A 24851-nucleotide genomic window follows, 5' to 3' on the forward strand; every position below is an offset into this window, starting at 1 on the left:
AGAGGACCTCGCATGGACGGCAGGGAGCGGGAAAACGTCACGGAAATCCGCATTCCGTTTCGCGATATAGACATGCATGGCCACATGCACAATGCCGCCTACTATGCCCATGCCGAAGCGGCACTTTCCCAACTCTGGCGGCACCGGCCGTCGGTCGTCCATGAGCCTGCCTATCTCGTTCGCCGCTCGGCCTGTGTCTTCCATCGCGGCCTGCGCTATGACGAGCCGGCGCGCTTCATCGTTACTGTCGCCAAGATCGGCGGAAGCTCGGTGAGCTTTGCCGTGCGCGTCGAGGCGGCCGGCCAGCTTGCGGCAGAACTCGAGATTGTCTGGGTTGCCGTCGATCGCGAACGGCACACGCCGCTGCCGGTGCCGGCCGCAACGCGCGAATGGCTCGGCAGCTACATTCTCTGAACCATCACGAACCTATTCGGTAGGCCGCAGGCTGCGGAACAGCGCGACGCCGCCCATGCCGCCGCCGATGCCCATCATCGCCAGTGCCTGCGTTTCGCGCGGGACTGCCAGCATCTGCGTGAACAGCCGCACCACGAGGATCGCGCCGGATGCGCCATAGGGATGGCCGAGGGCGATGGCACCGCCGTCGAGATTGACCCGTTCCGGCGAAATATCGAGTTGATCTAGGCTGCCGAGCACCTGCGAGGCGAAGGCCTCGTTGAATTCGATGAAATCAATCGCATCGACATCAAGCGCCGGATTGCGCGCTTTCAGTTTTTCCATCGCCGGCACCGGGCCGAGCCCGAGCAGATCGGGATGCACACCGGCGGTCGTCGCATCGATGAATTCGAGCGCAAAGGAAAGCCCCAGGCGTCGCGCTTCGGCAAGGCTGGTCACCAGAACCATCGCTGCGCCGTCGTTGATCGGGCAGGCATTTCCGGCGGTCACCGTGCCGTCCTGGACGAAGACGGGTTTCAGCCGCTGCAGGGTTTCGAGCGATGCATTGGCGCGCGGGCATTCGTCGGCCTCGACGATCCCCGCAGTCGTTTCGATCGGTACGATCTCGCGCGTAAACCGGCCCGCGCCCTGGGCGGCGACGGCGCGTCGCTGGCTTTCGAGCGCAAACGCATCCTGTCTTTCGCGGGAAATGCTGCAGGCTGTGGCGACGTTTTCGGCGGCAACGCCCATGTCAGGGTCACCGATCTCGTCCGGTGCCATGCGCGAACGCTTGATCGGTTGAGGCTCTTCGCCAGGGGTCGTCGGCGGCCTCAGGCGAATATGGGCGCGACTGGCGCTTTCGGTGCCGCCGGCAAGGTAGAAGCGACCGGCGCCCGACTGGATGAGACGGGCGGCAAGGGTGATGGCCTCGAGCCCGGCGCCGCACTGCCGGTCAATGGTCAGGCCGGGTGTCGATACCGGAAGTCCGGCCTCAAGTGCCGCCAGCCGTCCAAGGTTGCCGGCGCAGTTGGCGGCATTGCCGAGGATGACGTCATCGAGCGCCTCCGCCGCCAGGCCGACATCGGCGAGGATGCGGGTGATCAACGGCGCAGCGAGCCGTGCCGGCTCGACCTCCGCGAGCACGCCGCGCACGCGCCCAACAGGCGTACGCAGGGCCGCCACGATCACCGGTGTGCGCGATGGGTCAGACGAAGGGCTCAAGGGCGTCATGTCCGTCCACAATCCATTGCTTGAGAGTCCCGGCGGCCACCTTACCAGATTGCGTCATCGGTAAGGTATGGCAAAGCCAGATCCGTCGTGGATGTTTATAGCGCGGCAGATGGCTGTCGAGATGACGGTCGAGCGCCGCTCGGTCGATTGTTGCACCATTCGGCTCGATGACGGCGACGAGTTCGCTGCCGAGATCGGGATGGTCCAGTCCGAGAACGAACGCCGCATGCACATCGGCATGCCCGACAAGCGTCGCCTCGACCTCCTGCGGATAGATGTTGTTGCCGCCGGAAAGCACCATGCCGCCGGAGCGCCCGACGAGATGCAGCGTGCCGTCGGCACTAAGGAATCCGAGGTCGCCGACGGTTGCGAGCCTGCCGACACGCCTGAGGCCCGCACCATCTCCGGTGCCGATATAGCCGCTCGAAATCAGGTCGCTGTTGACGAAGATCGTGCCGGCTTCGCCTGACGGTAGCGGCTTTTCGCTCTCGTCGAGCACGATTAGGCCGACACCGGGAAAGGCGCGTCCGACGGCGGTCGCCGATGCTGTGTCGCCGGGACCGGCAACGCTGATGAAGCCGAGTTCGGATGCTCCGTAATACTCGACGATGTCAGCTTGCGAAAACGGTGTCGCAGCGGCTGCGCGATCGGCGGGTGTCAGCTTGGCGCCGGCAACGGTGATCTTCTGCACCGACGCCAATGCCGCATGGGAAGGCGATGCGCAGAGCCGCCTCAGCATCGTCGGTACCAGCACGAGCCGTCTGACATCCTGCGAGGCGATGGTCTCGGACGCACGCGCCGCATCGAAATGCGCCATGCCGACGAATTCGGCGCCGGCAACAAGCGTTTCGGCGAACGCATAGAGCGTCAGCCCATGGGCGAGCGGGCCGGGGGCGAAGGTGCGCGTGTCGCTGTTAATGCCAAAAAAATCCTGGCCCATCTTCAGGCTGCGCCGCCAGGACCCGCGATCGCGCACGATCGCTTTCGGCATGCCCGTGGTACCGGAAGTGAAGACGACGAGAAACGGCTCGTCATCGGCGCCGATGGCGATCGGCGTCATGTCTTCGTCTGAACCGGCGGCGAAAAGCAGGCTTTGACCGGAAGCGGTCGCATCGAGCCGCAGCCCCTCGCCGTCGGCGCGAACCGTGATGTCGGGGCGCAATTGCTCACGCATTGCCGCCCGCGTTGTCTCCGGCAGATGTGGGTCGATCAAAACAACGCAATGCCCGCCTGATGTTGCGGCGACGAATGCGGCAGCGAAAAGGGGATGGTTGCCGATCTCCAGTGCGATCAGCTTTGTGGTGGCGGGCAGGACGTTTTTATTCCCGGTGTCTGCCGTCAATCTCCCGAACGCGGAAACGAGCTGGCCGGCGCAAAGCGCAAGCTCCCGGAATGTGAAAACCCGGCCTTCCATGCGGAAGGCCGGGACTTGCGGGATTTGTTCCGCGTGGCGCGCAATGGCGGCGGCAAACGGCATCGGTTCAGGCGCGAACCGGCAGCAGCGGATAGCCGGCGAAGACGGCGCGTGCGGCAAGCGTCGCGATGGCGGCCTTCAGCAGGTCGCCGGGAAGGAATGCGAGCGAACCGGTGGCAACCGCGAGCAGCGGCGTGCCGGTGACGGCCGATACCCAGGGCATGCCGATCGCATAGAGCACGACGATGCCGCCGATTACCGAGGCGAGGAAGAAGCCGACGAACTGGTGCAGTTCAGCCTGGCCTTCCCGGACGAAGCGCTGCGCGATCAGGCCGGTGACGAAGGTGGCAACGACCCAGCCGAGAATGAAGCCGCCAGACGGGCCGGCAAAGACGGCGAGACCGCCACGACCGCCTGATAGCACCGGCAGACCAATGGCGACGAGCAGAATGAAGAGCAGGAAGGCGAAAGCGCCGCGCTTGGCGCCGAGAATGCAGCCGGCGAGCATCACGCCCATGGACTGCGCGGTGATCGGCACGGGAATGAAGCCGAGCGTGATCGGCGGAATGAGGCCGAGCACGACGACGATCGCGGCAAAGAGGGCGATAAGGACGAGATCTCTGGTGTTCATGCTGTTCCGGTTCCTTGCTTATTAGGATGCGCGAATTTATTGACGGCGAAAACCACGCGCGTCAATCGCCGCGGCGATCGTATCCGCATCTTTGAGCGTCAGGATGATCAGTGGTCCGATGATCGTCAACGGTCGCACCGGCAGCCCACGCGCCCGGTGTGCTTCGCGAATGGCCTGATAGCGCGTGAAAATGTCTGGCACAAAGCGCAGGACGAGCCCAAGCGCCAGGCTGACATCGGCAGCGCGCACCCAGCCCAGGCGTTCGAAGGGCGTCAGCAGCACCGTGATCTCGTCCATGAAGCCGCCGATCGTCGTCGTTGCGGTCACGGCAGCGGCGAAAAGCACCAGGGCCATCAGGCGCAGGGTCAAGACGGCGACTTCGTTCAAGGGGAGAAGGAAGAGGTTCACGGCCGCGAGAAAGAAGATCGTGAAGAAGACGAAGCCGACGCGTTTCAGCGCTTCGCGCCAGGAAAGGCCGACCGAGAGATAGAGCCCGCCGGAAATCACAAAGGCGATCAGCTGCACGACGAGCGAGCTGGTGAGGAAAAGCAGGATGCTGAGCGCCACCAGTGCCAAAAGCTTCGCACGCACCGGCAGCCGGTGCAGCCAGCTGTTGCCCTCGATGTGCAGGCTCGTCAGCATCCGGCGATCTCGTGGTAGTGGCGGATCGTTTCCTGCGGCGCGCCATCGGCGGCAAGCCGTCCTTCGTGGAAGAGCAGCAGGCGCTCGACATTTTCGACCAGCGGCAGGTCGTGGGTGATGACCAGCGTGTCTTCGTCAAGTGTCGCGATCGTGTCGGCGACGCGCCGCCGGTTGCGTAGGTCGAGCTGGTTGGTCGGCTCGTCGAGGATCAGGATTTTGGGATCGGTGACGACGACGCTGGCCATGGCGATCAGCTGGGTCTCGCCGCCGGAGAGTTCGTGAACCCGGCGCCGCGCCAGGTGCTCGACGCCGAAGCGCGACAGCACCGCTTGCGTCCGCTTGTCGATTTCCTCGCCTTTGAGGCCGCGGTTCTTCAGGCCGAAGCCGATGTCATCGGCAACGACGGGCATGATCAGCTGGTGCTGCGGATTCTGGAAGATGAAGCCGGCTTCGGAAAGCACGGCGCGCTCGTCCTTGACCGTATCGAGGCCATTGACGGTGACGCTGCCGGCAGAAGGTTTGACTAGACCGTTGATCAGCCGCGCGAAGGTTGTCTTACCGGAGCCATTGAGGCCGATAATGCCGACACGCCTTTCGGTGATCGTCAGCGTCAGCGGCTGCAGCGCCACCCGTTCGCCGAAGCGGACCGAGCAATCGGTAAAGCGGATGTCCATCCCGTCCCTCGCGGTTTGCGGTTGCTCTATAGGCCAAGTCGGCGGACAAGGGCAATGCGCTTTGCGCCAAGGTTCCGTTTGAAATATGGGAATAAAAGCCTACTCTTTCTCCCATGACGATTCGGCTCTCCAATAGCGATGCCCGGCGCATCTTCCTCGCAAAGCAGGGCCTTTCCGGCGCGCCGCACCGCGCGCTCGGCAAGGATGGCCTACTGAAGCTGATCCATGACATCGGCTTCGTTCAGGTTGACAGCATCGCGACGGTGGAACGCGCCCATCATCAGATCCTGTTCTCGCGCAACCAGACCTATCGCCGCGAACATTTGACATCGCTGCTTGAAGACGACCGCGAACTGTTCGAGCACTGGACCCATGACGCTTCGATCATCCCCAGCAGCTTCTACCGCTACTGGAAGCACCGCTTCAAATGGGAAGGCGAGACCATCGTCGACCGTTGGAGCAAGTGGCGCGGCGAGGGATTTGAAAAAGGCTGCGACGAAACCTACGAGCGCATCGCCAAGGGCGGTCCCGTGCTTGCCCGCGACCTCAAGGAGGCCGAACACGAGTCCGGCGGCTGGTGGAACTGGCATCCGTCGAAGACTGCGCTTGAGGTGCTGTGGCGCACCGGCAAGCTGGCGATCGCCAGGCGCGAGAATTTCCAGAAGGTCTACGACCTGACAGAGCGGGTGATCCCGCCGCACCACCAGGATGGCGAGGTGGAGCATCACGAGTTCATAGACTGGGCCTGCCGCAGCGCCCTTGAACGCTTGGGCTTTGCCACCCACGGCGAAATCGCCGCGTTCTGGGATCTGGTCTCTCCGGACGAAGCGAAGGCCTGGGTGGCGGAACATCGCGACGAACTGATCGACGTGTCGATCGAGCCGATCGACGGCGGCAAGCCACGGTCGTCCTATGCGCTTGCGGGTTTTCCTGACGAGCTTGGCGATATTCCCGACCCGCCGGGCCGCGTGCGCGTGCTGAGCCCGTTCGATCCGTTGCTGCGCGACCGCAATCGCACCGAGCGGCTGTTCGGCTTCTTCTATCGCATCGAGATCTTCGTGCCTGAGCCGAAGCGGGAATACGGCTACTATGTCTTCCCGCTGATCGAAGGCGATCGCCTGATCGGCCGCATCGACATGAAGGCCGACCGCAAGCGCGGCAGTCTCGATGTGCGCCGGCTCTGGCTGGAGCGTGGCGTCAAGCCGTCCTCTGGGCGCATGGAGCGCATAGATGCAGAACTCGAACGCGTCGCCCGCTTCGCCGGGGTCGAGCGCATCGAACGCCTCGATGGCTGGAACGCTTCGCTCTCCTGATCGATATTTTTCTTGGCTTGAACCGCTCGCCTTCCTAAATGGAGGCCATCGAACTTATGACGCGGGAGCGCACGACTATGAACACCGATCTGATGAGCCTCTTCGATGCCGACGAGGCAGCGATCCGCAAGGTTCTGTCGGAGACGCTTGCCGGCGCCGACGATGGTGAGCTGTTTCTCGAACATGCCCAGGCCGAAGTGCTCTCCTTCGACAACGGCCGGCTGAAGGGCGGCAGCTTCAACACCGACCAGGGTTTTGGTCTGCGTGCGGTCGCCGGCGAATCGGTCGGCTATGCCCATGCCGGTGAGCTGTCGCTGGCAGCACTTCGCCGTGCCGCCGATGCAGTCGGCCAGGTGACGCGCGGTTATGCCGGCTCCTATGCCGCAGCGCCGCAACGCACCAACACGAAGCTCTATGGCGACGAAAACCCGATCGGCGAGCCGAGCTTTGAGGCGAAGGTCGCGCTTCTGCAGGAAATCGACGCCTATCTGCGTGCACGCGATCCCAAGGTCAGGCAGGTGACGGCCTCGATCGCCGCAAGCTGGCAGCTGGTCGATATCCTGCGCGCCGATGGCCACCGGGTTCAGGACATCAGGCCGATGACGCGCATCAACATCTCCGTGGTTGCCGGCGATGGCGACCGTCAGGAAAGCGGCTCCTACGGCATCGGCGGACGCCGCGGCTTCGGCGACTTCATCACCGAGGAGAACTGGAAGAAGGGTGCCGACGAGGCACTACGCCAGGCGCTCGTCAATCTCGACGCGATCGATGCGCCGGCCGGTACCCTGGACGTGGTGTTGGCCTCGGGTTGGCCGGGTGTGATGCTGCACGAAGCCGTCGGCCACGGCCTTGAAGGCGACTTCAACCGCAAGAAGACCTCCGCTTTTGCCGGCCTGCTCGGCGAGCAGGTTGCTGCCAAGGGTGTGACAGTCGTCGATGACGGTACGATCGAGGCCCGGCGTGGCTCGATCTCGATCGATGATGAGGGCACGCCATCGGGCTACAACGTGTTGATCGAGGACGGCAAGCTCGTTGGCTACATGCAGGACCGGCAGAACGCCCGGCTGATGGGCATGCAGCCGACCGGCAACGGCCGGCGCCAGGGTTATGCCCATGTGCCGATGCCGCGCATGACCAACACCTACATGCTGTCCGGCGACCGGACGCCCGAGGAAATCATCGCCTCGGTGAAGAAGGGCATCTATGCCGTCTCCTTCGGTGGTGGCCAGGTGGACATCACCTCCGGCAAGTTCGTCTTCGGCTGCACCGAGGCCTACATGATCGAGAACGGCAAGATCGGCGCGCCGGTCAAGGGCGCGATGCTGATCGGCAATGGCCCCGACGCGATGAAGCGCGTGACGATGGTTGGCAACGACACCAAGCTCGACACCGGCATCGGCAACTGCGGCAAGGCCGGGCAATGGTTGCCGGTCGGCGTCGGCCAGCCGCATCTGCGCATGGACCAGATCACCGTCGGCGGCACGCAGGCCTAAGGCCGATGGCTCCCTTAGCCTCGCGAGGGCAGCAGCACGCAGTCGTAGGAGCGCTTCTTCAGCGCGCTGCAGGCGGAAGCGGCAGCATCACGGCTGCTGAAGCCGACGAAGCGGGCGCGATAGATGGTGCCGGCGCCTTCGCCCACCGCTTCCGTATAGGGAGACGCCTCCGCCAGCATGTCGCCTCCGGCTGCTTGCGCCTGTGCCAGAAGCGCGCGGGCCGCTTCAGCCGAAGGTGCCGCCGAGATCTGGATCTGCCAGCGGCCGGCGGCTGGAACGACAGCGGCGTTTTCCTCTTCGACCATGGCCGTCGGCCGTTCGGCCGGCACGACCGTCGTGGATGACGCGGCGATCAATGCCGCAACGCTGTCGCCCTTGGCACGATGGGCTGCCGTGAAGGGCAGCGGCACGTCCGACATCGTGGCGGCAGATGCGACCTCGACCTCAGCTGCAGCAGCACTCCGCGTCTTGGCAGCGGCCACCAACTGGCGGCCATTGGAGGCTTTGCCGACATGGCGGTTGAGCAATGCCGCCATCTTGTCGTCGCGGCTGCGCGCCGTGCGCCCGCCCATCACCACGCCGATGACGCGGCGGTTGCCGTCCCTGACGGCACTGACGAGATTGAAGCCGGAGGCATTGGTGTAGCCGGTCTTGATGCCGTCCATGCCGTCATAGCGGTACATCAGGTTGTTATGGCCGCGAATCTTGCGACCGCGAAACGTGAAGCTCGGCGTGGCAAACAGCCGGTATTCCCTGGGGTAATCGCGTATCAGCGCCACCGCGAGCGTCGACATATCGCGTGCGGTGGTCACCTGCCTGCTTGCGGGCAGGCCGGATGCGTTGATGAAGACGGTGCGGCTCATGCCCAGTTGGCGCGCCTTAGCCGTCATTTTCCTGGCGAAGTTCTGCTCCGAACCGCCGAGCCTTTCGCTCATCGCGGCGGCTGCGTCGTTCGCCGAGCGGACGATCATGGCATAGACTGCTTCGCGCACGGTGATCGTGCTACCCGGCTTCAGGCCCAGTTTCATCGGCGGCTGGGCCGCCGCCGCCCTCGATACCTTGATCTTGCTGTCCCAGTTCATGTCGCCGCGCCGGAGCGCCTCGAAGGTGAGGTACAGCGTCATCATCTTGGTGAGCGATGCCGGGTGGTTCAGCGTGTCCGCATTCTCCGACGACAGGACTTTGCCCGTGCGCGCATCGAGCACCAACGAAGCGCTGCCGGCAAACGCCGTCGCAGACCCCAGAGCGAGAGCGCACATCGCCAAAAGGAGGCGGCGGATAGCTTTCATGTCAGTCCCCATCGAAATGCGCCGTCGGACAGGCGCGCTGTGCCTTTTTGTGACAAGGCCGTGTCTTTGCTGCAACTTTGAGGCAGAATGCGATTTCTTCCTGCGACTTTCGTCGGGGTGGTAAACCAGAAATTAACGCCGACGTCCTTCAGCAAGGTTTAACGCTCCCGCCATTAACCTCCATGGTGGTGCACCAGGTCTGGCGCGCCAGGGACACTGTAACGCTTGAAACCCTCCAGACGATCTTCTCCGTAAATCGACCGAGGCGCAAGGAGTTCTGCAGTGATCGATACAGGCTGATTTGAATGGACTGATATGGCGGGTGGGATCACGGCAAGCATCAGGACGAGGGCGCGGCGCGCGGCAATCGCCGGTGGGCTTGAGTTGGCGCACGGTCTAAGCCGCGCTGGCCTGATGCCTGATGCCCGTCGGCGCGGCGCTATTTTCACCCTGCATCACGTCCGCCCGCGGGTTGCCCGGGCCTTTGATCCGAACGCCCATCTCGAAATCACCCCGGAGTTTCTCGATAGGGCCATCACCCGGCTGAAGCGGGACGGCTATCGCTTCATTGCGCTCGACGATTTGCCGACGGCGCTTGCCGACGAGGGTGCAGCGCCCTTCGCCTGCTTCACCCTCGACGACGGGTATCGCAACAATCTCGACCATGCCCAGCCGGTCTTTACGCGGCACGGCGTGCCGTTCACCGTTTTCGTGACCGGCGGGTTCGTCGACCGCACCCATACGCTCTGGTGGGAAACGCTGGCCGATCTGCTCTCGGCAACCACGCAGTTCCGGTTTGATTTCGGTAGCGGCGTGGAGGTACTCAAGGCTGAAAGTAGCGCCGACAAGCACGCGATATTTGGCCGTATGGCCGCCTACATCCACAGTCGCGAGGAAATTGTTTCGGTTGCCGAGCTCGACGCGGCGGCGCTGGAACATGGGATCGATGCGTTGGCTATCACCAAAACGCTGACGCTCGACGAAGCCGGTCTCCGTCTCCTGATTGAAAACCCGCTCGCCAGCCTCGGGGCGCACGCCATAAGCCACCGCGCCGTCGCGCGGCTCGGTGATGAACAGGCAAGCCAGGAGATCGAGGCATCCGCCGCCCGCGTCGAAGCCATTGTCGGCCAAAGGCCGCGCAGCTTTGCCTATCCCTATGGGGATCGCCCGGCTGTCTCGCCGCGCGATCAAAGGCTTGCAGCCGATCTCGGCTTTACGGTTGCGGTCACCACCATGCCGGGCACGGTCGCGGCGGCGACGCCGCTAGACGCCTTGCCGCGCATTTCACTTAACGGCCATTTCCAGCGTGCCCGTTACGTTTCGGCGCTCGCCTCGGGCATTCCATTTCGGCTCGGTCGAAGCTAGAATCTTTCCGCTTTAGACGAAACGGAAGCGCTCAAGCTTCTCACTTTTGCGCATTTCCGGGCGGAAAACCGCTGCACACTTTTCCTGGAAATGCTCCAGCCGCCGCCTACCGCGTCCATCATGGGTACATCCGCACCTTTTCCCAGCCACCTTCCGGTGTCTCGCGACGGAACTCCAGGCGGTCGTGCAGTCGGAATGGCCGGTCGTGCCAGAACTCGATCGAGGTCGGGCGGATGCGAAAGCCGGACCAGTATTCCGGACGGGGGATTTCGCCAAGCGCATGGCGGGCCGTGTATTCGGCAACCGCTTTTTCCAACGCGAAGCGGCTTTCGAGCGGACGGGACTGTTTCGAAGCCCAGGCGCCGATGCGGCTGCCGCGCGGTCGCGACTTGAAATATTCGTCCGCCTCGGCCTCCGAGACGATTTCGACAGGCCCGCGCAGCCGTACCTGGCGCCGGAGCGATTTCCAGTGGAAACACATGGCGGCCTTGCGGGCGCCGAGAATTTCGCGGCCCTTCTGGCTTTCGAAATTGGTGTAGAAGACGAAGCCGCGCTCGTCGAAATCCTTGAGCAGAACCATGCGCACATTCGGCAACCCGTCGGGGTCGACGGTCGCCAGCGCCACGGCATTCGGGTCGTTGATCTCGCTGCCTTCCGCGTCTTTCAGCCATGTGCCGAAAAGGGAAAAGGGCTCATTTGCTTCCGTGAAGTCACCGCTTGTTAACTCATTCACCGCCATATTGCCTTCTAACGCCGTGATGTCTGGCGCGGAAACGCTTCGGGATGAGCCCGAGCGGTGTTTCCGCATCGAAAATGTCAGAGCCTGCTTGTTGACTTCCTCGGGAAACGTGCGGCTCTTGCGAGTCTGACAGGATTGCCGTGCAAGACATAGCAAAGTGGATCGATGGCAAGAAGGGGTATTCCTTCTCGGTGATGCGTGGCGCGGCAATTTGCCTGCCCGTGCTCATTATGTCCGGTTGCATGGGAGCCGGCCTCGACATGTTCGGCAGTGGTGTCGATCGCACCGTTTCAACCGGTACCGTTCCCGTTGCCAAAACCTCCGACGGCCTTTCCGATGCGGTCCTGATTCGCAACGCCGTGACCTCAGCCGAACTCGGGCAGGGGTCGCTCAACCCTATTCCCTGGGCAAACGCCACGTCCGGCAGCGCCGGCGTCATCAGCAGCATTCAGGAAGACAACGCCAGCGGCATGCTTTGCCGTCGTTTCACCACGACCCGCCATTCCTATGAGGGCATTGCCAAGTTCGACGGCAGCACCTGCAAGCTCAGCGATGGCGAGTGGTATCTCACCAGCTTCGGTCCGCGCTCCTGAAATCCTGCGTTAACCACGTTTCGGCAAACCGCGGCAGGAACGGTTCGATCGTCGTTTTGACCTGCTCCGTCGTCGCCCCGGCTAACCGATATTTAGCAAGTTCTGCCCATCCTCGCCGCTGAACGGGACGTGCCACAGCACTTGATCCCCGGTTTGAGGCATAAGGCGGGCATCCGGGAGAGGCCGCCGATCAGAGAAGATGGTAGCAAGCCATGCGTGATCCCTATGCAATTCTCGGCGTCCGGCGCACCGCCGGTCAGGACGAAATCAAGGCGGCGTGGCGCTCGGTCGCCAAGGCCATCCATCCCGACCACAATCAGGACGACCCGACTGCCGCCGAGCGCTTTGCCGAAGCAGGCAAGGCCTACGAGCTGCTGCGCGACCCGAAGCTGAGAAGCCGCTACGACTATGCCCGGCGCGAAGCCGAGCTGCGCCGCATGGAGGCGATGAAGGCGAAGATGCGCGGCCCCGAGCCGGAGGAGCAGCCGGTCGATGCGGAAACCGCCGAAGAGGCGGTCTCGCGGATCTTCGGCACAGAGAGCCGTACCAGCGCCGCCAGGCCCGCGCCGAAGCCGGCAGCGGCCAAAGCACCCGAAAGGCCAGCCGCTGCCCCCGAGCCGAAACCCGAGCCTGTCACTGAGCCGAAGCAGGAGGCGGTCGCCAAGACGGAGCCGCCGCTGATGCAGCGTGCCGCAGCACCCGCCGCCGAGCTGGTGGCCGCCATCGTCAGACGCATTCGCGGCCGGGCGGCCAAACCCGCCGACAAGGTTCCAGATCTCGCTGTCGATCTGACCGTCACCATCCAGGACTTGATCGATCGTCAACGCCTGTCCTTGGAATTGCCCGACGGTGAAACCTTCAAGGTCCAGATACCGCCGGGTGCCGTCGACGGACAGACGATCCGCCTGGCGGAGCAGGGCTATCGCGTCACCCGCATGACACGCGGCGACGTCGTCGTCACCCTGCGCGTCGACCAGAGCGGCGATTTCCGAACCAGTGGACTCGATCTGTTCACGACACTGTCCGTCGATCTGCAGAGCGCCGTGCTGGGCTGCGAGCATGTCATCGCTACGCCGATCGGTGAGGCGACCGTTGTCGTTCCGGCCTGGTCCGGGTCGGACAAGGTCATTCGCGTCGACGGCTTCGGGCTGCCGGGTGCCTATGGCGCGCGCGGCGATCTGCTGGTCGAGTTGCGGCTCATTTTGCGCGACACGCCTGATGACAAGGTCACCGACCTCATGAAATCGCTGCGCGACGGCTTTTATTTGTGACGGTTTGCTGACACACTGAACCAATATTACGGGGACTAACAGTTCCTGATCCCGGCCGCGCTTGAACCACCGGAGCGGCTATGCCATAGGCAATTCTCGACAATTTGCCGCACGCGCGCTGACAGCGCAGATCTGGCGTTTTTGAATTTTGTGAAGTCTGGCGTCGGCCATCGTCGATGCCGGCAGATAGTATTGGGGACAATGCATGGCTCAGGCATCGGGTTTGATGAAGGGCAAGCGTGGCGTCATCATGGGCGTCGCGAACAACCGTTCGATTGCATGGGGGATCGCGAAGTCCATCCATGGCCAGGGCGGCGAAGTTGCTCTGACCTATCAGGGTGATGCACTGAAGAAGCGCGTCGAGCCGCTCTTGGCGGAAATCGACGGTTTCATGGCCGGCCACTGCGATGTCAGCGACGAAGCCACCATCGACGAGGTTTTCTCGACGCTTGAAAAGCACTGGGGCAAGATCGACTTCGTCGTTCACGCGATCGGTTTCTCCGACAAGGACGAACTGACCGGGCGCTACGTCGACACGTCGCCGGAAAACTTCGCCAAGACGATGCAGATCTCGGTCTATTCCTTCACCTCGGTCGCCCGGCGCGCTGAAAAGCTGATGACGGACGGCGGCTCGATGCTGACGCTGACGTACTACGGCGCCGAAAAGGTCATGCCGAACTACAACGTCATGGGTGTCGCCAAGGCCGCGCTCGAAGCGAGCGTCAAATACCTGGCGGTCGACCTTGGCCCGAAGAACATCCGCGTCAATGCGATCTCTGCCGGCCCGATCAAGACACTGGCCGCCTCCGGTATCGGCGACTTCCGCTACATCCTGAAGTGGAACGAGTACAACGCACCGCTGCGTCGCACCGTCACCATCGAGGAAGTCGGCGATGTCGGCCTCTACATGCTGTCCGACCTGTCGCGCTCGGTCACGGGTGAGGTTCACCACGCCGACAGCGGCTACCATGTCGTCGGCATGAAGGCGGTAGACGCTCCGGATATCTCCGTCATCAAGGATTGATCGGCGCCGCCGACCGGCCCGAACAGCCTCCTGCCCGGAGCGAAATGTTGTGCTGATCTATGTGATCCGTCACGGACAAACGGACTGGAATGCGGAAAGCCGCCTCCAGGGGCAGAAGGACATCCCTCTCAACGATACCGGCCGCCAGCAGGCGACCGGAAACGGGCTTGCGCTTGGTGCCATCCTCGGCGCCGACGCCGCGCAGTTCGACTTCGTCGCGAGCCCCCTCGGTCGCACCCGCGAAACGATGGAGCGCCTTCGCCGGGCCATGGGTCTTGATCCCACCGCTTACCGCACCGACGACCGGCTGAAGGAAGTCTCCTTCGGCGATTGGGAAGGTTTTACGCTACCGGAGCTGAAACGGTCCGTGCCGGAGCGCATCGCCGAGCGACGCAAAGTGAAATGGGATTTCATCCCGCCCGGCAATGATGCCGAAAGCTACGAGATCCTGTCCTGGCGGATTGCCGCATGGCTCAAGGACGTGAGCAAGCCGACGGTCTGCGTCAGCCATGGCGGCGTCATCCGTGCGCTGTTCAAGCTTTTTGGTGAGATGGACGAAGATGAGGCGGCTTCTGCTGCCATCCCGCAGGATCGTCTGTTGCGGATTGCCGGAAATTCCATCGGCTGGATCTGAGGCTTCCGTCCTGAACGGACCGGTAGAAATGCTCTACCTTTTTGTTTCCACGCATTTCCTGACGGAAAACCGCTTCGCACCTTTCCTGGAAAGCTCTGACGAAGCCGGGTCAGCACACCCGCCCCTCAAGGGGCGGGACTTGGGTTCTTAAATAGTCTTACTGAACGATTTCCAGATCGTTGATCACGCGCTTGCCGTCGACCTCAGTGTAGAACACGAGAACTTTGACGCCGGCGGTGAGACCTTCAAAATTGAATTCTTCAGGCGCCTGATAGCTTTTGCCGTCGTCGAGCTGAAGGCTGAGGCGATCGGTATCGACCCCGGTAATAACGGCCTCTACATCGGCACTTTCGGCAACGGCCGACAAAGGCGCAAGCAAGCCGGCGGTAGCCATGAGCGCGGCAATGACAAAACGCATCTTTCTTGCCCTTTTCAATGTATCTGCGATTATTCTTGTCATCACCCTTTGATCCCCGATTGTGGCAAAAATTGCCTTGCACCGTAGCTTTTGACAGGCTTTCCCTCCATTTCGGGGATGCCCGGCCGGTTGATGGAGACTGAACGCCAAACGTGCAGTTTTCAAGCATTCCGCCGGCTGAGCCGGCGGTGCATCAGCACTGTATCCCCATGAATTGTAGGGTTTTCCAAAGAAATGTGACGAAAGCCAATCTTAAGACTCGATCGCTACCTTCGGTTGGGGATCGAGGGGAATAGAGTGAAGATTGTTGACGTTCTGCGCCAACGCATTCGGGCGGCAGCCAGATTTGCGAAACCGTCGCTGATACCGGCCGCCATCGCGGGCATCGTCGTCTTTAGCGGCGGCCATGTCTATGAGCGCCAAAACCGCGAAAACGCCCGCAGTGATCTCAGGATCGACGTCGAGAATGAACTGAACCTCATTGCCAATCGCCTCCAGTCGGAGGTCAATACCAATATTGCGGCCCTCAACGGTTTCGCCAACAGCATTGGTGTCCATCCCGAGATGACCGCCGATGATTTCACCATCATGTCGACCAAATTGCTGCTGCAGAATCCGCAAATGGTGCGTGCGTCGGCGGCCCCGGGCGGCGTTGTTCGCATCGCCTTTCCGCGCGAAAGCCAGCAATGGTTCGTCGGCACCGACTTCAACAAATTCGGGGCGACTCGCCGCGCCGTTGAGCGCGCATCGTCCACGGTAAAACCGGTCATGATCGGGCCGATCCGTTTGCCGAGCGGGCGCAACGGCTTTGAACTCTTCCTGCCGGTCTTCGCCAAGATCCAGGGGCGCATGGAGCGATGGGGCTACGTTGAAGCAATCCTCGATGAAAGGGCTCTCTACCGATCCGCCCGCCTGCTTGAGGAAGGTGTCGAAACGCCGGAATTCACCGGCGACCACCGTCATGTCGACGTGCATCTCGCAATCCGCGACGTGTCGGAACCGGAGCGTATCCAGGATGCCTTCTTCGGTGACGACAGTGTGTTTCGAATGGCACCGGCCAAACGCCAGCTCACTCTGCCTGGTGGTGTCTGGGAGTTGGCGGCGACACCGATCGGCGGCTGGGAAAAGTTGCCCCAAAACAGCAGGGACCTGCGCTTGGCGATCGCGGCGGCGGTCGCCGTCGTTGTCATTCCTATTCTGCTGGCCGGCGGGCTGGTCAACGAGCGCCAGCGCAACATCGCCAAGCTCCGGGCGCGCGAAGGCGAGGTGATGACGCTTTCGCATCGTCTCAACCTGGCGCTCGAAGCTTCCAAGATCGGCATATGGGAGATCGACCAGGCCACGCAGGAGCGCTCCTGGGACGATCGCATGTTCCATCTGCATGGGCTTACGGTCCATGATGACGAGCCGACCTACGATGAATGGCGCTCGACCGTGCACCCGGATGATGTCGGTATCGCCGCCAACGCGCTCTTCCGCAGCCTTGATGAGGGCCTGGAGTACCGCTCGCAGTATCGGGTCGTGCTGGCCGACGACAGCATACGCCATATCCGCAATGTCGGCTCCGGCCATCAGGGGGTTGATGGCCGGTCCAAGATCACCGGCATCAGCTGGGATGTCACCGATGACGTGCTCAAGAATGAAAGGCTTGGGGCTGCCAAGGCCCAGGTTGACCAGCAGAACCTGGAGCTCGAGCAGGCCCTCATGGGGCTTTACGAGCGCGAGCAGGATCTGGAAAAGCTGTCGCGTCGGCTCGATCTGGCGCTCGACAGCTATCGCTGCGGCATGTGGGAAGCGGATCTCGACAGCAACGTCACCTATTGGGACGAGCGCATGCACCAGCTCTACGGGTTGGTCTACACCGACGGCGCAACGAACGAAGCGACATGGCTCAACGCGCTGCATCCCGACGATCGCGGATCCGCGCTATCGGCGGTCAACACGGCGATCGGCGCGCGCGAAACCATCGGCGCGCGCGAAACCTATGTACACCAGGCCCGCGTGGTGCTGACGGAGGGCGCTGTCCGCCACATTCGTTCGGTCGGCAAATTGCATGTCTCGCCGGAGGGGCGCAGGAAACTGGTCGGCATCGCGCTTGATGTGACCGACGACGTGGTGATGACCGAGCAATTGCGCGCCGCCAAGGCGATGGCCGACGCCAAGAATGCCGAGCTCGAACAGGCACGCATCCGCATCGAGCACAATTCGCTGCACGATCCGCTGACGGGCCTGGGCAATCGCCGGATGCTGGACAAGGCGCTTGAGCGTCTGACCGGCCAGAACACCGATGCGCTCCAGAGCATTGCCATCCTTCACATCGACCTCGACCGTTTCAAGCAGATCAACGACACGCTCGGCCATGCGGCCGGCGATGCGATGCTGGTTCATGCGTCGGAGATCCTGCGTTCCAACATGGCGCCGGGTGACATGGTGGCGCGCATCGGGGGCGACGAATTCGTCGTCGTCGTCACCGGCGCGCCGGGCGCTGCCGAACTTGCGGCGCTCTGCGATCGGATCATCGCGGAAATGCGCCAGCCCGTCGATTACAACGGATTTCCCTGTCGCTTCGGCGTCAGCATCGGCGTCGCCGTGGCCCGCCAGGCGCATGCCGACGCACGCAAGCTGCTGGTCAATGCCGACATGGCGCTCTACCGGGCGAAGGAAAACGGCCGCAACCGCTATCAGTTCTTTACCCAGATGCTCCAGGCTGAAGTCGTCACCGCCAAGCGCGTCGCCGATGAAATCCTCGAAGGCATCGAGCGCGACGAGTTCGTGCCCTGGTACCAGCCGCAGTTCGACGCCTCGACATTGGCACTCTCCGGTGTGGAAGCGCTCATCCGCTGGCGCCATCCGCGCCAGGGCATTCTGACGCCGGACAAGTTCCTGGCGATCGCCGATGAACTGAACGTCACCGCGGCGCTTGACCGCCTCGTCCTGGAGAAATCGCTGGCCGACCAGATGCGATGGGCGGCTGCCGGTCTGCGGGTGCCGAAGATCTCCGTCAATGTCTCGGCCAAGCGCCTGCAGGACGAGCGGCTACTCGCCTCGCTCGAAGGCTTGAGCATCGTGCCGGGGCAGATTTCCTTCGAGCTGGTGGAGTCGATCTTCCTCGATGAAAGCGACGACATCGTCACCGCCAATATCGAGGGTATCAAGAAGCTCGGTATCGACATCGAGATCGACGATTTCGGCACGGGCCATACGTCTATCGTCAGCCTGCTCAAGATCAAGCCGAAGCGGTTGAAGATCGACCGGCAGCTCGTGGTCCCGGTTCTCGGCGCCCGCACCGAACAGGCGATGATCCGGTCGATCATCGATATCGCTCGCTCGCTCGGCATCGAGACGGTGGCAGAAGGGGTCGAGACCATGGCACATGCCGAGATGCTCGGCATTCTCGGCTGCGATCTGCTGCAGGGCTATGCCTTCTCGAAGCCGCTGAGCGCAGAGAACTTCTTGGCATTTGCGACAGATCGGGGGTTGAGACTCGCTTCCTGAGGCGCTTGCAAATTCCCGATATATGTCCCGCAAAATTATGCCGCGGTTTCGCGCGACACGCCCAGGAACAAGAGAACTGAAGCGCAACGGGTTGATCTGAAAGATCGCGACGTGCCTAAGCGGTGGTCGGAAAGACTTCCCCCTGTCCCGGCTTTGCACTAAGAGAGGGGCGCCCGTACATGAAACATGTACGTCCGTTGCTTCTCAGAGTTCGGTTGCCTTATGTCGCACAATACCTTCGGTCACCTCTTCCGCGTCACCACCTGGGGCGAAAGCCACGGCCCGGCGCTTGGCTGTGTGGTGGACGGCTGCCCCCCCGGCATTCGTTTCACGCTCGGCGAACTTCAGGCCTGGCTCGACAAGCGCAAACCCGGCCAGTCACGCTTCGTCACGCAGCGCCGTGAGGACGATCTCGTCAAGGTTCTCTCCGGTGTGATGCTGGATGAGGACGGTGAGACGATGATTTCCACCGGCACACCGATCTCGATGCTGATCGAAAACACCGACCAGCGTTCGAAGGATTATTCGGAGATCTCCAAGCGTTATCGCCCGGGGCATGCCGACTACACCTACGACGTCAAATACGGTATTCGCGATTACCGCGGTGGCGGCCGTTCGTCGGCGCGCGAAACGGCGGCGCGCGTTGCTGCCGGCGGCATCGCCCGCAAGGTGGTGCCGGGGCTGGTCGTGCGCGCTGCACTCGTCCAGATCGGCAAGCACAAGATCGACCGCGCCAACTGGGATTGGGCCGAGGTCAACAACAATCCGTTCTTTGCGCCGGACCCGGCGATCGTGCCCGTCTGGGAGGCATATCTGGATGGCATCCGCAAGTCCGGCTCGTCCATCGGCGCCGTCGTCGAAGTGGTGGCCGAGGGCGTGCCGGCCGGCATCGGTGCGCCGATCTACGCCAAGCTCGACCAGGACATCGCTGCAAACCTGATGTCGATCAACGCCGTCAAGGGTGTCGAGATCGGCAACGGCTTTGGCGCCGCCGAAATTACCGGCGAGGAAAATGCCGACGAGATGCGCATCGGCGAAGACGGCAAGCCGGTCTTCCTGTCCAACAATGCCGGCGGCATCCTTGGCGGCATTTCGACCGGCCAGCCGGTCATCGCCCGCTTTGCGATCAAGCCGACTTCTTCTATCCTCACCGAGCGTCGTTCGATCGACAGTGACGGTAACGAGGTGGATGTGCGCACCAAGGGACGTCATGACCCCTGTGTCGGCATCCGCGCCGTGCCGATCGGCGAGGCAATGGTTGCCTGCACGATTGCGGATCACTACCTGCGTGACCGCGGCCAGACCGGCCGGCTTACTGCATAACTCCTTAAATCGGGATCGATTTAAGGGCAAAATTATGCAGCAACTCAAAGTGTTACGGCGACCCTTGCGCTCCTAGACAGGCGCGCCGCTGTAAGTAATTCGGGAAGAACAAGATGTCCTATGACCAGAAGCGTGTCGTTGATGCCATCCGTGCCTTCGAAGCCGGCGAGATTGTCGTCGTCACCGACGATGGCGGCCGTGAGAACGAAGGCGACCTGATCGTCGCCGCGGTCCATTGCACGCCGGAGAAAATGGCCTTCATCGTGCGCCACACCTCGGGCATCGTCTGCACGCCGATGCCGCGCGAAGAGGCAAAGCGCCTCAATCTCAATGCCATGGTGGCAGAGAACGACTCGGCGCACACCACCGCCTTTACCGTCTCGGTCGACTTCAAACACGGCACGACAACCGGCATCTCCGCTGACGATCGCACGCTGACGGTGCGCAACCTTGCCAACCCCAATGTCGGCCCGACCGATTTTGTGCGGCCGGGCCACATCTTCCCGCTGGTTGCCCGCGAAGGCGGCGTTCTGATGCGCTCGGGCCACACGGAGGCGGCCGTCGATCTCTGCAAGCTCGCAAGCCTGCCGCCGATCGGCGTCATCTGCGAACTGGTCAATGACGACGGTACCGTCACGCGCGGCCCGCAGGTCAGCGCGTTTGCCGAAAAGCACGGTTTGAAGCAGGTTTCCGTCGCCGACCTGATCGCCTACCGTCAGCGCAAGGAAACGCTGATCGAGCAGGGCGGTTCGTTCGACATCGAGACACCCTACGGCATGGCCAAGGGACATTCCTACTCGCTCCCCTGGGATCCGATGCAACACCTCGCCGTCGTCTTCGGCGACATCCGCGACGGCGTCGACATTCCGGTTCGCCTGCACCTTGAAAATGTCGGTGCCGACGTTTTCGGCAAGGACTGCCAGATCGACCGGATCATGAAGCGCATGGCCGAAGAGGGCAGGGGCGTCATCGTCTATCTGCGCGAAGGCTCGGTCGGCGTCGGCGTGTCGCAGACCGCCCGCAAGGGCAAGCATGAACGCGAAGCCCATGACGAGGCGCAGGCTCGTGAAAGCGAGTGGCTGGAGATCGGCCTCGGCGCACAGATTCTGAAGGATCTCGGCATCAGCTCCATCCGGCTCATCGCCTCACGCGAGCGCCACTATGTCGGCCTCGAAGGCTTCGGCATCAAGATCGCCGCGACAGACATCATCTGACGCTGAGCGATTGCACGTCTGCACACCTCGCAAGCCCGGACGAACATCCGGGCTTTTGCTTTTTTTGCGCGGTTCTTGGTGTTCGAAACGAAAAAGCCGCGCACGAGGCGCGGCTTTGAAAATCGGTCTGTGGCGAGTGCCATCACGGCAGGGCGTCGTAGCCTTCGCCGAAGCCTTTGAGGTCGACCGGAATGCCAATGCCTTCTTCCGGCGACTGGAAGACGATGAAGGTTGCCGTCGCGCCGGAACGGAAGGTCTTCAACAGTTCGTCTTCGAGCACGACCTCGGCATAGCAGCCGTCGGAGAAGCAGCGCACGAAATAGGCGCGGCCGATATCCTTGCCGTCGACGTTGAGGCCAAGGCCGTTCGGCAACAGCACGCCGAGCGGCGCCAGAACGCGCAGGATCTTCGCCTTGCGGTCGGCGGTCTTCAGCACGACGACCGAGAGGCCGACTTCCGGCCGGTCCTCGGCGATGACGTTCTGCATCAGGGCGCATTGGTCGGTTGACGCACCTGCCGGCTGATCGCAGACGATCGACCATGCGCCATGGTTGGACTTGACCGTTCCGGGCGCGCCAGCGGGTTGTTGGGCAGCACTCGCCGTAGGAAGGGCGAGGACGGCAAATCCGAGAGCGGCAAGAGCCGACAGTCGGGAGAAAAGGGGCAGGCCCATGTAAACCTCAAAACGTCGAATCATCAGGGCTATTCTTGAAGCGCGCGGGAGAAAATGAAAAGCCCTGTGGGGTACATTCCAGCGCCATATGGCGGAAATTGGGCTCGCGGAGCGCCATTGTCGCGCTGATGTGGCGTGATAGCGCCGTCAGTGGCGCAGACCGGGACATATAAGTCGATTCGCTGGGGGTTCCGAGGGGTGCCTGTGAGAAAAGTCGCATTTGTGCAAAAATGCCGCATGGGGTTGATTGCACAGATGTTGCGGCGTTGGGCAAACTGTGGTTTGAAGCGCTGCAGTATCGCAGGGATTCTGCGTTCCGGTTTGATCCTGATCAAGCGCATTGGGGAGACATATTGTGAAAAATAAGGCTTATGCAGTTATGGCAGCGCTTGCCTGTCTGCTTTTTGCTTCGAGCGCCTTCGCTGACAAGCCTGTCGATTGGCAGACGAACTTTCAGACGGCTGCGACGGGCATTATGGAAGAGATCACGTGGTTTGAGCACTATACCCTGTGGTTCATCATTCCGATCACTCTTTTTGTCCTCCTGCTGCTGATTGTCGTGGTGGTCAAATTCCGTGAGAGCGTCAACCCGGTTCCCTCCAAGACCAGCCACAACACCGCTATCGAAGTTGTCTGGACCGTTGGTCCGGTCATCATCCTGCTATTCCTGGCGATCCCGTCCTTCCAGCTTCTGACCGCGCAGCTGACGCCGCCGCAGAATCCGGACCTGACGGTCAAGGCGACGGGCAACCAGTGGTACTGGTCCTATGAATATGAAGTCGGCGAAAGCCCGCTCTCCTTCGACAGTCTGCTGATGAAGGAAGAAGATCGTGCGGGTCTCGGCAAGGAAGACAAGGCCGAATACCCGCGTCTGCTCGCCGTCGACAACGAAGTCGTCGTTCCGGTCGGCAAGACCGTTCGTGTGCTCGTCACGGCTGCCGACGTCATCCACGCTTTCGCAATGCCTGCCTTCGGCGTTAAGATCGATGCCGTTCCCGGCCGCCTGAACGAAACCTGGTTCAAGGCTGACCGCGAAGGCCTCTATTACGGCCAGTGTTCCGAGCTCTGCGGCAAGGACCACGCCTATATGCCGATCGCCATCCGCGTTGTTTCGCAGGAAAAATACGACGCCTGGCTCGCTGCCGCCGCAACCAATATCGGCGATGCGAACAAGGCGCTCATGGCGTCCATCGACGGCGCGGCCAAGGCCGTTGACGTCGCTGCCAACGCCGCACAGTAATCGGAAGGGGAGCTCGACCCATGGCTGGAACAGCCGCTCATCACGACCAACGCCATGATCACTCCGATCATGGTCACGCAGACCACGCGCACAAGCCGTTGACCTTCTTTCAGCGCTGGTTTCTGTCAACCAACCACAAGGACATCGGCACGCTCTACCTGATCTTCGCGATCATCGCGGGCATCATCGGCGGCACGCTGTCGGTGTTCATGCGCGCCGAGCTGCAGGAACCGGGCATCCAGATCTTCCACGGTCTGGCGCAGATGGTTTACGGCTTCGAGGGCGATGCTGCCATCGACGGCGGCAAGCACATGTTCAACGTGTTCACGACCGCGCACGCGCTCATCATGATCTTCTTCATGGTCATGCCGGCGCTGATCGGGGGCTTCGCCAACTGGATGGTTCCGATCATGATCGGCGCGCCGGACATGGCGTTCCCGCGCATGAACAACATCTCCTTCTGGCTGATCATTCCGGCCTTTCTGCTGGTTCTGCTTTCGATGTTCGTCGAAGGTCCGGCAGGCGCCTATGGTGCGGGGGGCGGATGGACGATCTATCCACCATTCTCGACATCAGGCATGCCCGGGCCGGCGATGGATCTTGTGATCCTTGGCCTGCACATCGCCGGTGCCTCGTCGATCCTCGGCGCGATCAACTTCATCACCACGATCCTGAACATGCGCGCTCCGGGCATGACGCTGCACAAGATGCCGCTGTTTGCCTGGTCGGTTCTGATCACCGCCTTCCTGCTTCTGCTCTCGCTGCCGGTTCTGGCAGGTGGCATCACCATGCTGCTGACCGACCGCAACTTCGGCACGGCCTTCTTCGCGCCTGAAGGCGGCGGCGACCCGATCCTGTTCCAGCACCTGTTCTGGTTCTTCGGTCACCCGGAAGTGTACATCCTGATCCTGCCGGGCTTCGGCATCGTCAGCCACATCGTTTCCACCTTCTCGCGTAAGCCGATCTTCGGCTACCTCGGCATGGCCTACGCCATGGTCGCGATCGGCGCCGTCGGCTTCATCGTGTGGGCGCACCACATGTACACCGTCGGCATGTCGCTCGACACGCAGCGTTACTTCGTCTTCGCGACGATGGTTATCGCTGTTCCGACCGGCGTGAAGATCTTCTCGTGGATCGCGACGATGTGGGGTGGTTCGATCCGCTTCACGACCCCGATGGTCTGGGCGATCGGCTTCATCTTCCTGTTCACCGTCGGTGGTGTCACGGGCGTTCAGCTCGCCAACGCCGGTCTCGACCGTTCGCTGCACGACACCTACTACGTGGTTGCTCACTTCCACTACGTTCTGTCGCTCGGCGCCGTGTTCGCGATCTTCGCTGCCTGGTACTACTGGTTCCCGAAGATGACCGGCTACATGTACTCCGAGTTCCTCGGCAAGCTGCACTTCTGGGTCATGTTCATCGGTGTGAACTTGATCTTCTTCCCGCAGCACTTCCTGGGTCTCGCCGGCATGCCGCGCCGCTACATCGACTATCCGGATGCCTATGCCGGCTGGAACATGGTGTCGTCCTACGGCTCGTACATCGCAGCCGTCGGCGTGCTGATCTTCCTCTTCTGTGTCGCTGAAGCCTTCGCAAAGAAGCGCGTCGCTGGCGACAATCCGTGGGGCGAGGGTGCGAACACGCTGGAATGGCAGCTGTCTTCGCCGCCGCCGTTCCACCAGTGGGAACAACTCCCGCGCATCAAGTGATGGGAAAGAAACAGAAGCCGCCGATCCCGGCGGCTTCACCCCGCCGGAGAACCGGCAAAAGACGGCCCGTATGG

At 62.3% G+C, this 24851-nt stretch carries 22 protein-coding genes; 13 read left to right on the forward strand and 9 right to left on the reverse strand.

All coding sequences use genetic code 11. The features are described 5' to 3' along the window. Nucleotides 1-12: 12 nt before the first annotated feature. Entirely contained in the window at nucleotides 13-414 is a 402-nt protein-coding gene (locus tag J3R84_RS02660) for an acyl-CoA thioesterase (RefSeq protein ID WP_025426152.1), read from the forward strand. 12 nt (nucleotides 415-426) lie between these two features. Here the strand turns inward: J3R84_RS02660 and J3R84_RS02665 are convergent, their stop codons facing one another. The 5 genes from J3R84_RS02665 to J3R84_RS02685 are packed head-to-tail and all read right to left on the reverse strand — an operon-like array spanning nucleotide 427 to nucleotide 4984. Beyond that, nucleotides 427-1614: a thiolase family protein gene (locus J3R84_RS02665; protein ID WP_025426153.1), complete on the reverse strand. Its 1188-nt coding sequence runs from the start codon at nucleotides 1612-1614 to the stop codon at nucleotides 427-429. Further along, nucleotides 1598-3100, reverse strand: coding sequence for a class I adenylate-forming enzyme family protein (locus tag J3R84_RS02670; RefSeq protein ID WP_025426154.1), 1503 nt, complete (start codon nucleotides 3098-3100; stop codon nucleotides 1598-1600). Before J3R84_RS02670 ends, J3R84_RS02665 begins: the two co-directional genes overlap by 17 nt. A gap of 4 nt (nucleotides 3101-3104) precedes the next feature. Next, on the reverse strand, nucleotides 3105-3668 hold the full coding sequence (locus J3R84_RS02675) for a biotin transporter BioY (RefSeq protein WP_025426155.1): 564 nt from the start codon (nucleotides 3666-3668) through the stop codon (nucleotides 3105-3107). A 36-nt stretch (nucleotides 3669-3704) separates the two neighbouring features. Next, entirely contained in the window at nucleotides 3705-4310 is a 606-nt protein-coding gene (locus J3R84_RS02680) for an energy-coupling factor transporter transmembrane component T family protein (RefSeq protein ID WP_025426156.1), read from the reverse strand. Next, nucleotides 4304-4984, reverse strand: coding sequence for an energy-coupling factor ABC transporter ATP-binding protein (locus J3R84_RS02685; protein ID WP_025426157.1), 681 nt, complete (start codon nucleotides 4982-4984; stop codon nucleotides 4304-4306). The genes J3R84_RS02680 and J3R84_RS02685 overlap by 7 nt, the downstream gene beginning before the upstream one ends. Before the next feature lie 113 nt (nucleotides 4985-5097). On the opposite strand from J3R84_RS02685, the gene J3R84_RS02690 reads away from it, so the two are divergent. Together J3R84_RS02690 and tldD are read left to right on the forward strand one after the other, a co-directional pair. Next, nucleotides 5098-6297 (forward strand): winged helix-turn-helix domain-containing protein, encoded by a 1200-nt coding sequence (locus tag J3R84_RS02690; protein ID WP_025426158.1) that lies wholly within the window; start codon nucleotides 5098-5100, stop codon nucleotides 6295-6297. A gap of 77 nt (nucleotides 6298-6374) precedes the next feature. Next, nucleotides 6375-7790: a metalloprotease TldD gene (gene tldD / locus J3R84_RS02695; protein ID WP_057211534.1), complete on the forward strand. Its 1416-nt coding sequence runs from the start codon at nucleotides 6375-6377 to the stop codon at nucleotides 7788-7790. A 14-nt stretch (nucleotides 7791-7804) separates the two neighbouring features. On the opposite strand, the gene J3R84_RS02700 is transcribed toward tldD, so the two are convergent. Next, a complete protein-coding gene (locus tag J3R84_RS02700; RefSeq protein ID WP_025426160.1) occupies nucleotides 7805-9070 on the reverse strand; it encodes a D-alanyl-D-alanine carboxypeptidase family protein in 1266 nt (421 codons plus the stop codon). Between the two features lie 324 nt (nucleotides 9071-9394). Between J3R84_RS02700 and J3R84_RS02705 the strand changes: the two genes are divergently transcribed. Then, on the forward strand, nucleotides 9395-10444 hold the full coding sequence (locus tag J3R84_RS02705; protein WP_203527622.1) for a polysaccharide deacetylase family protein: 1050 nt from the start codon (nucleotides 9395-9397) through the stop codon (nucleotides 10442-10444). A gap of 118 nt (nucleotides 10445-10562) precedes the next feature. Here the strand turns inward: J3R84_RS02705 and pdxH are convergent, their stop codons facing one another. Then, on the reverse strand, nucleotides 10563-11183 hold the full coding sequence (pdxH, locus tag J3R84_RS02710; RefSeq protein ID WP_025426162.1) for a pyridoxamine 5'-phosphate oxidase: 621 nt from the start codon (nucleotides 11181-11183) through the stop codon (nucleotides 10563-10565). Nucleotides 11184-11323: 140 nt separating this feature from the next. Here pdxH and J3R84_RS02715 point away from each other — a divergent pair, with 140 nt between their 5' ends. The 4 genes from J3R84_RS02715 (at nucleotide 11324) to J3R84_RS02730 (ending at nucleotide 14705) form a co-directional block, all read left to right on the forward strand. Further along, nucleotides 11324-11776: an RT0821/Lpp0805 family surface protein gene (locus J3R84_RS02715; RefSeq protein WP_025426163.1), complete on the forward strand. Its 453-nt coding sequence runs from the start codon at nucleotides 11324-11326 to the stop codon at nucleotides 11774-11776. 212 nt (nucleotides 11777-11988) lie between these two features. Then, complete coding sequence (locus tag J3R84_RS02720) at nucleotides 11989-13047, forward strand: J domain-containing protein (protein WP_025426164.1); 1059 nt, start codon at nucleotides 11989-11991, stop codon at nucleotides 13045-13047. 205 nt (nucleotides 13048-13252) lie between these two features. Further along, the gene (gene fabI / locus J3R84_RS02725; RefSeq protein ID WP_025426165.1) at nucleotides 13253-14071 is read left to right on the forward strand and encodes an enoyl-ACP reductase FabI; all 819 of its coding nucleotides are present in this window, start codon (nucleotides 13253-13255) and stop codon (nucleotides 14069-14071) included. A 49-nt stretch (nucleotides 14072-14120) separates the two neighbouring features. Next, nucleotides 14121-14705, forward strand: a complete 585-nt coding sequence (locus J3R84_RS02730) for a histidine phosphatase family protein (RefSeq protein WP_025426166.1) — start codon at nucleotides 14121-14123, stop codon at nucleotides 14703-14705. Between the two features lie 157 nt (nucleotides 14706-14862). Here the strand turns inward: J3R84_RS02730 and J3R84_RS02735 are convergent, their stop codons facing one another. Then, nucleotides 14863-15123 carry a DUF1344 domain-containing protein gene (locus tag J3R84_RS02735; protein WP_025426167.1) on the reverse strand — a complete coding sequence of 87 codons (261 nt, stop codon included), beginning with the start codon at nucleotides 15121-15123 and terminating at the stop codon, nucleotides 14863-14865. 297 nt (nucleotides 15124-15420) lie between these two features. Between J3R84_RS02735 and J3R84_RS02740 the strand changes: the two genes are divergently transcribed. From J3R84_RS02740 to ribB, 3 genes are all read left to right on the forward strand, one after another. Beyond that, entirely contained in the window at nucleotides 15421-18618 is a 3198-nt protein-coding gene (locus J3R84_RS02740) for a bifunctional diguanylate cyclase/phosphodiesterase (RefSeq protein WP_203527621.1), read from the forward strand. Nucleotides 18619-18840: 222 nt separating this feature from the next. Then, nucleotides 18841-19941, forward strand: a complete 1101-nt coding sequence (gene aroC / locus J3R84_RS02745) for a chorismate synthase (protein ID WP_025426168.1) — start codon at nucleotides 18841-18843, stop codon at nucleotides 19939-19941. A 113-nt stretch (nucleotides 19942-20054) separates the two neighbouring features. After that, entirely contained in the window at nucleotides 20055-21155 is a 1101-nt protein-coding gene (gene ribB / locus J3R84_RS02750; protein ID WP_025426169.1) for a 3,4-dihydroxy-2-butanone-4-phosphate synthase, read from the forward strand. A 142-nt stretch (nucleotides 21156-21297) separates the two neighbouring features. Here the strand turns inward: ribB and J3R84_RS02755 are convergent, their stop codons facing one another. Continuing rightward, nucleotides 21298-21828: an invasion associated locus B family protein gene (locus tag J3R84_RS02755; RefSeq protein WP_025426170.1), complete on the reverse strand. Its 531-nt coding sequence runs from the start codon at nucleotides 21826-21828 to the stop codon at nucleotides 21298-21300. A 355-nt stretch (nucleotides 21829-22183) separates the two neighbouring features. On the opposite strand from J3R84_RS02755, the gene coxB reads away from it, so the two are divergent. Both coxB and ctaD read left to right on the forward strand, forming a co-directional pair. Continuing rightward, nucleotides 22184-23068: a cytochrome c oxidase subunit II gene (coxB, locus tag J3R84_RS02760; protein WP_025426171.1), complete on the forward strand. Its 885-nt coding sequence runs from the start codon at nucleotides 22184-22186 to the stop codon at nucleotides 23066-23068. A 20-nt stretch (nucleotides 23069-23088) separates the two neighbouring features. After that, the gene (gene ctaD / locus J3R84_RS02765) at nucleotides 23089-24777 is read left to right on the forward strand and encodes a cytochrome c oxidase subunit I (RefSeq protein WP_025426172.1); all 1689 of its coding nucleotides are present in this window, start codon (nucleotides 23089-23091) and stop codon (nucleotides 24775-24777) included. Nucleotides 24778-24851 lie beyond the last annotated feature (74 nt).

The sequence above is a fragment of the Ensifer canadensis genome (genome assembly GCF_017488845.2).
In the GTDB taxonomy this organism is placed as follows: domain Bacteria; phylum Pseudomonadota; class Alphaproteobacteria; order Rhizobiales; family Rhizobiaceae; genus Ensifer; species Ensifer canadensis.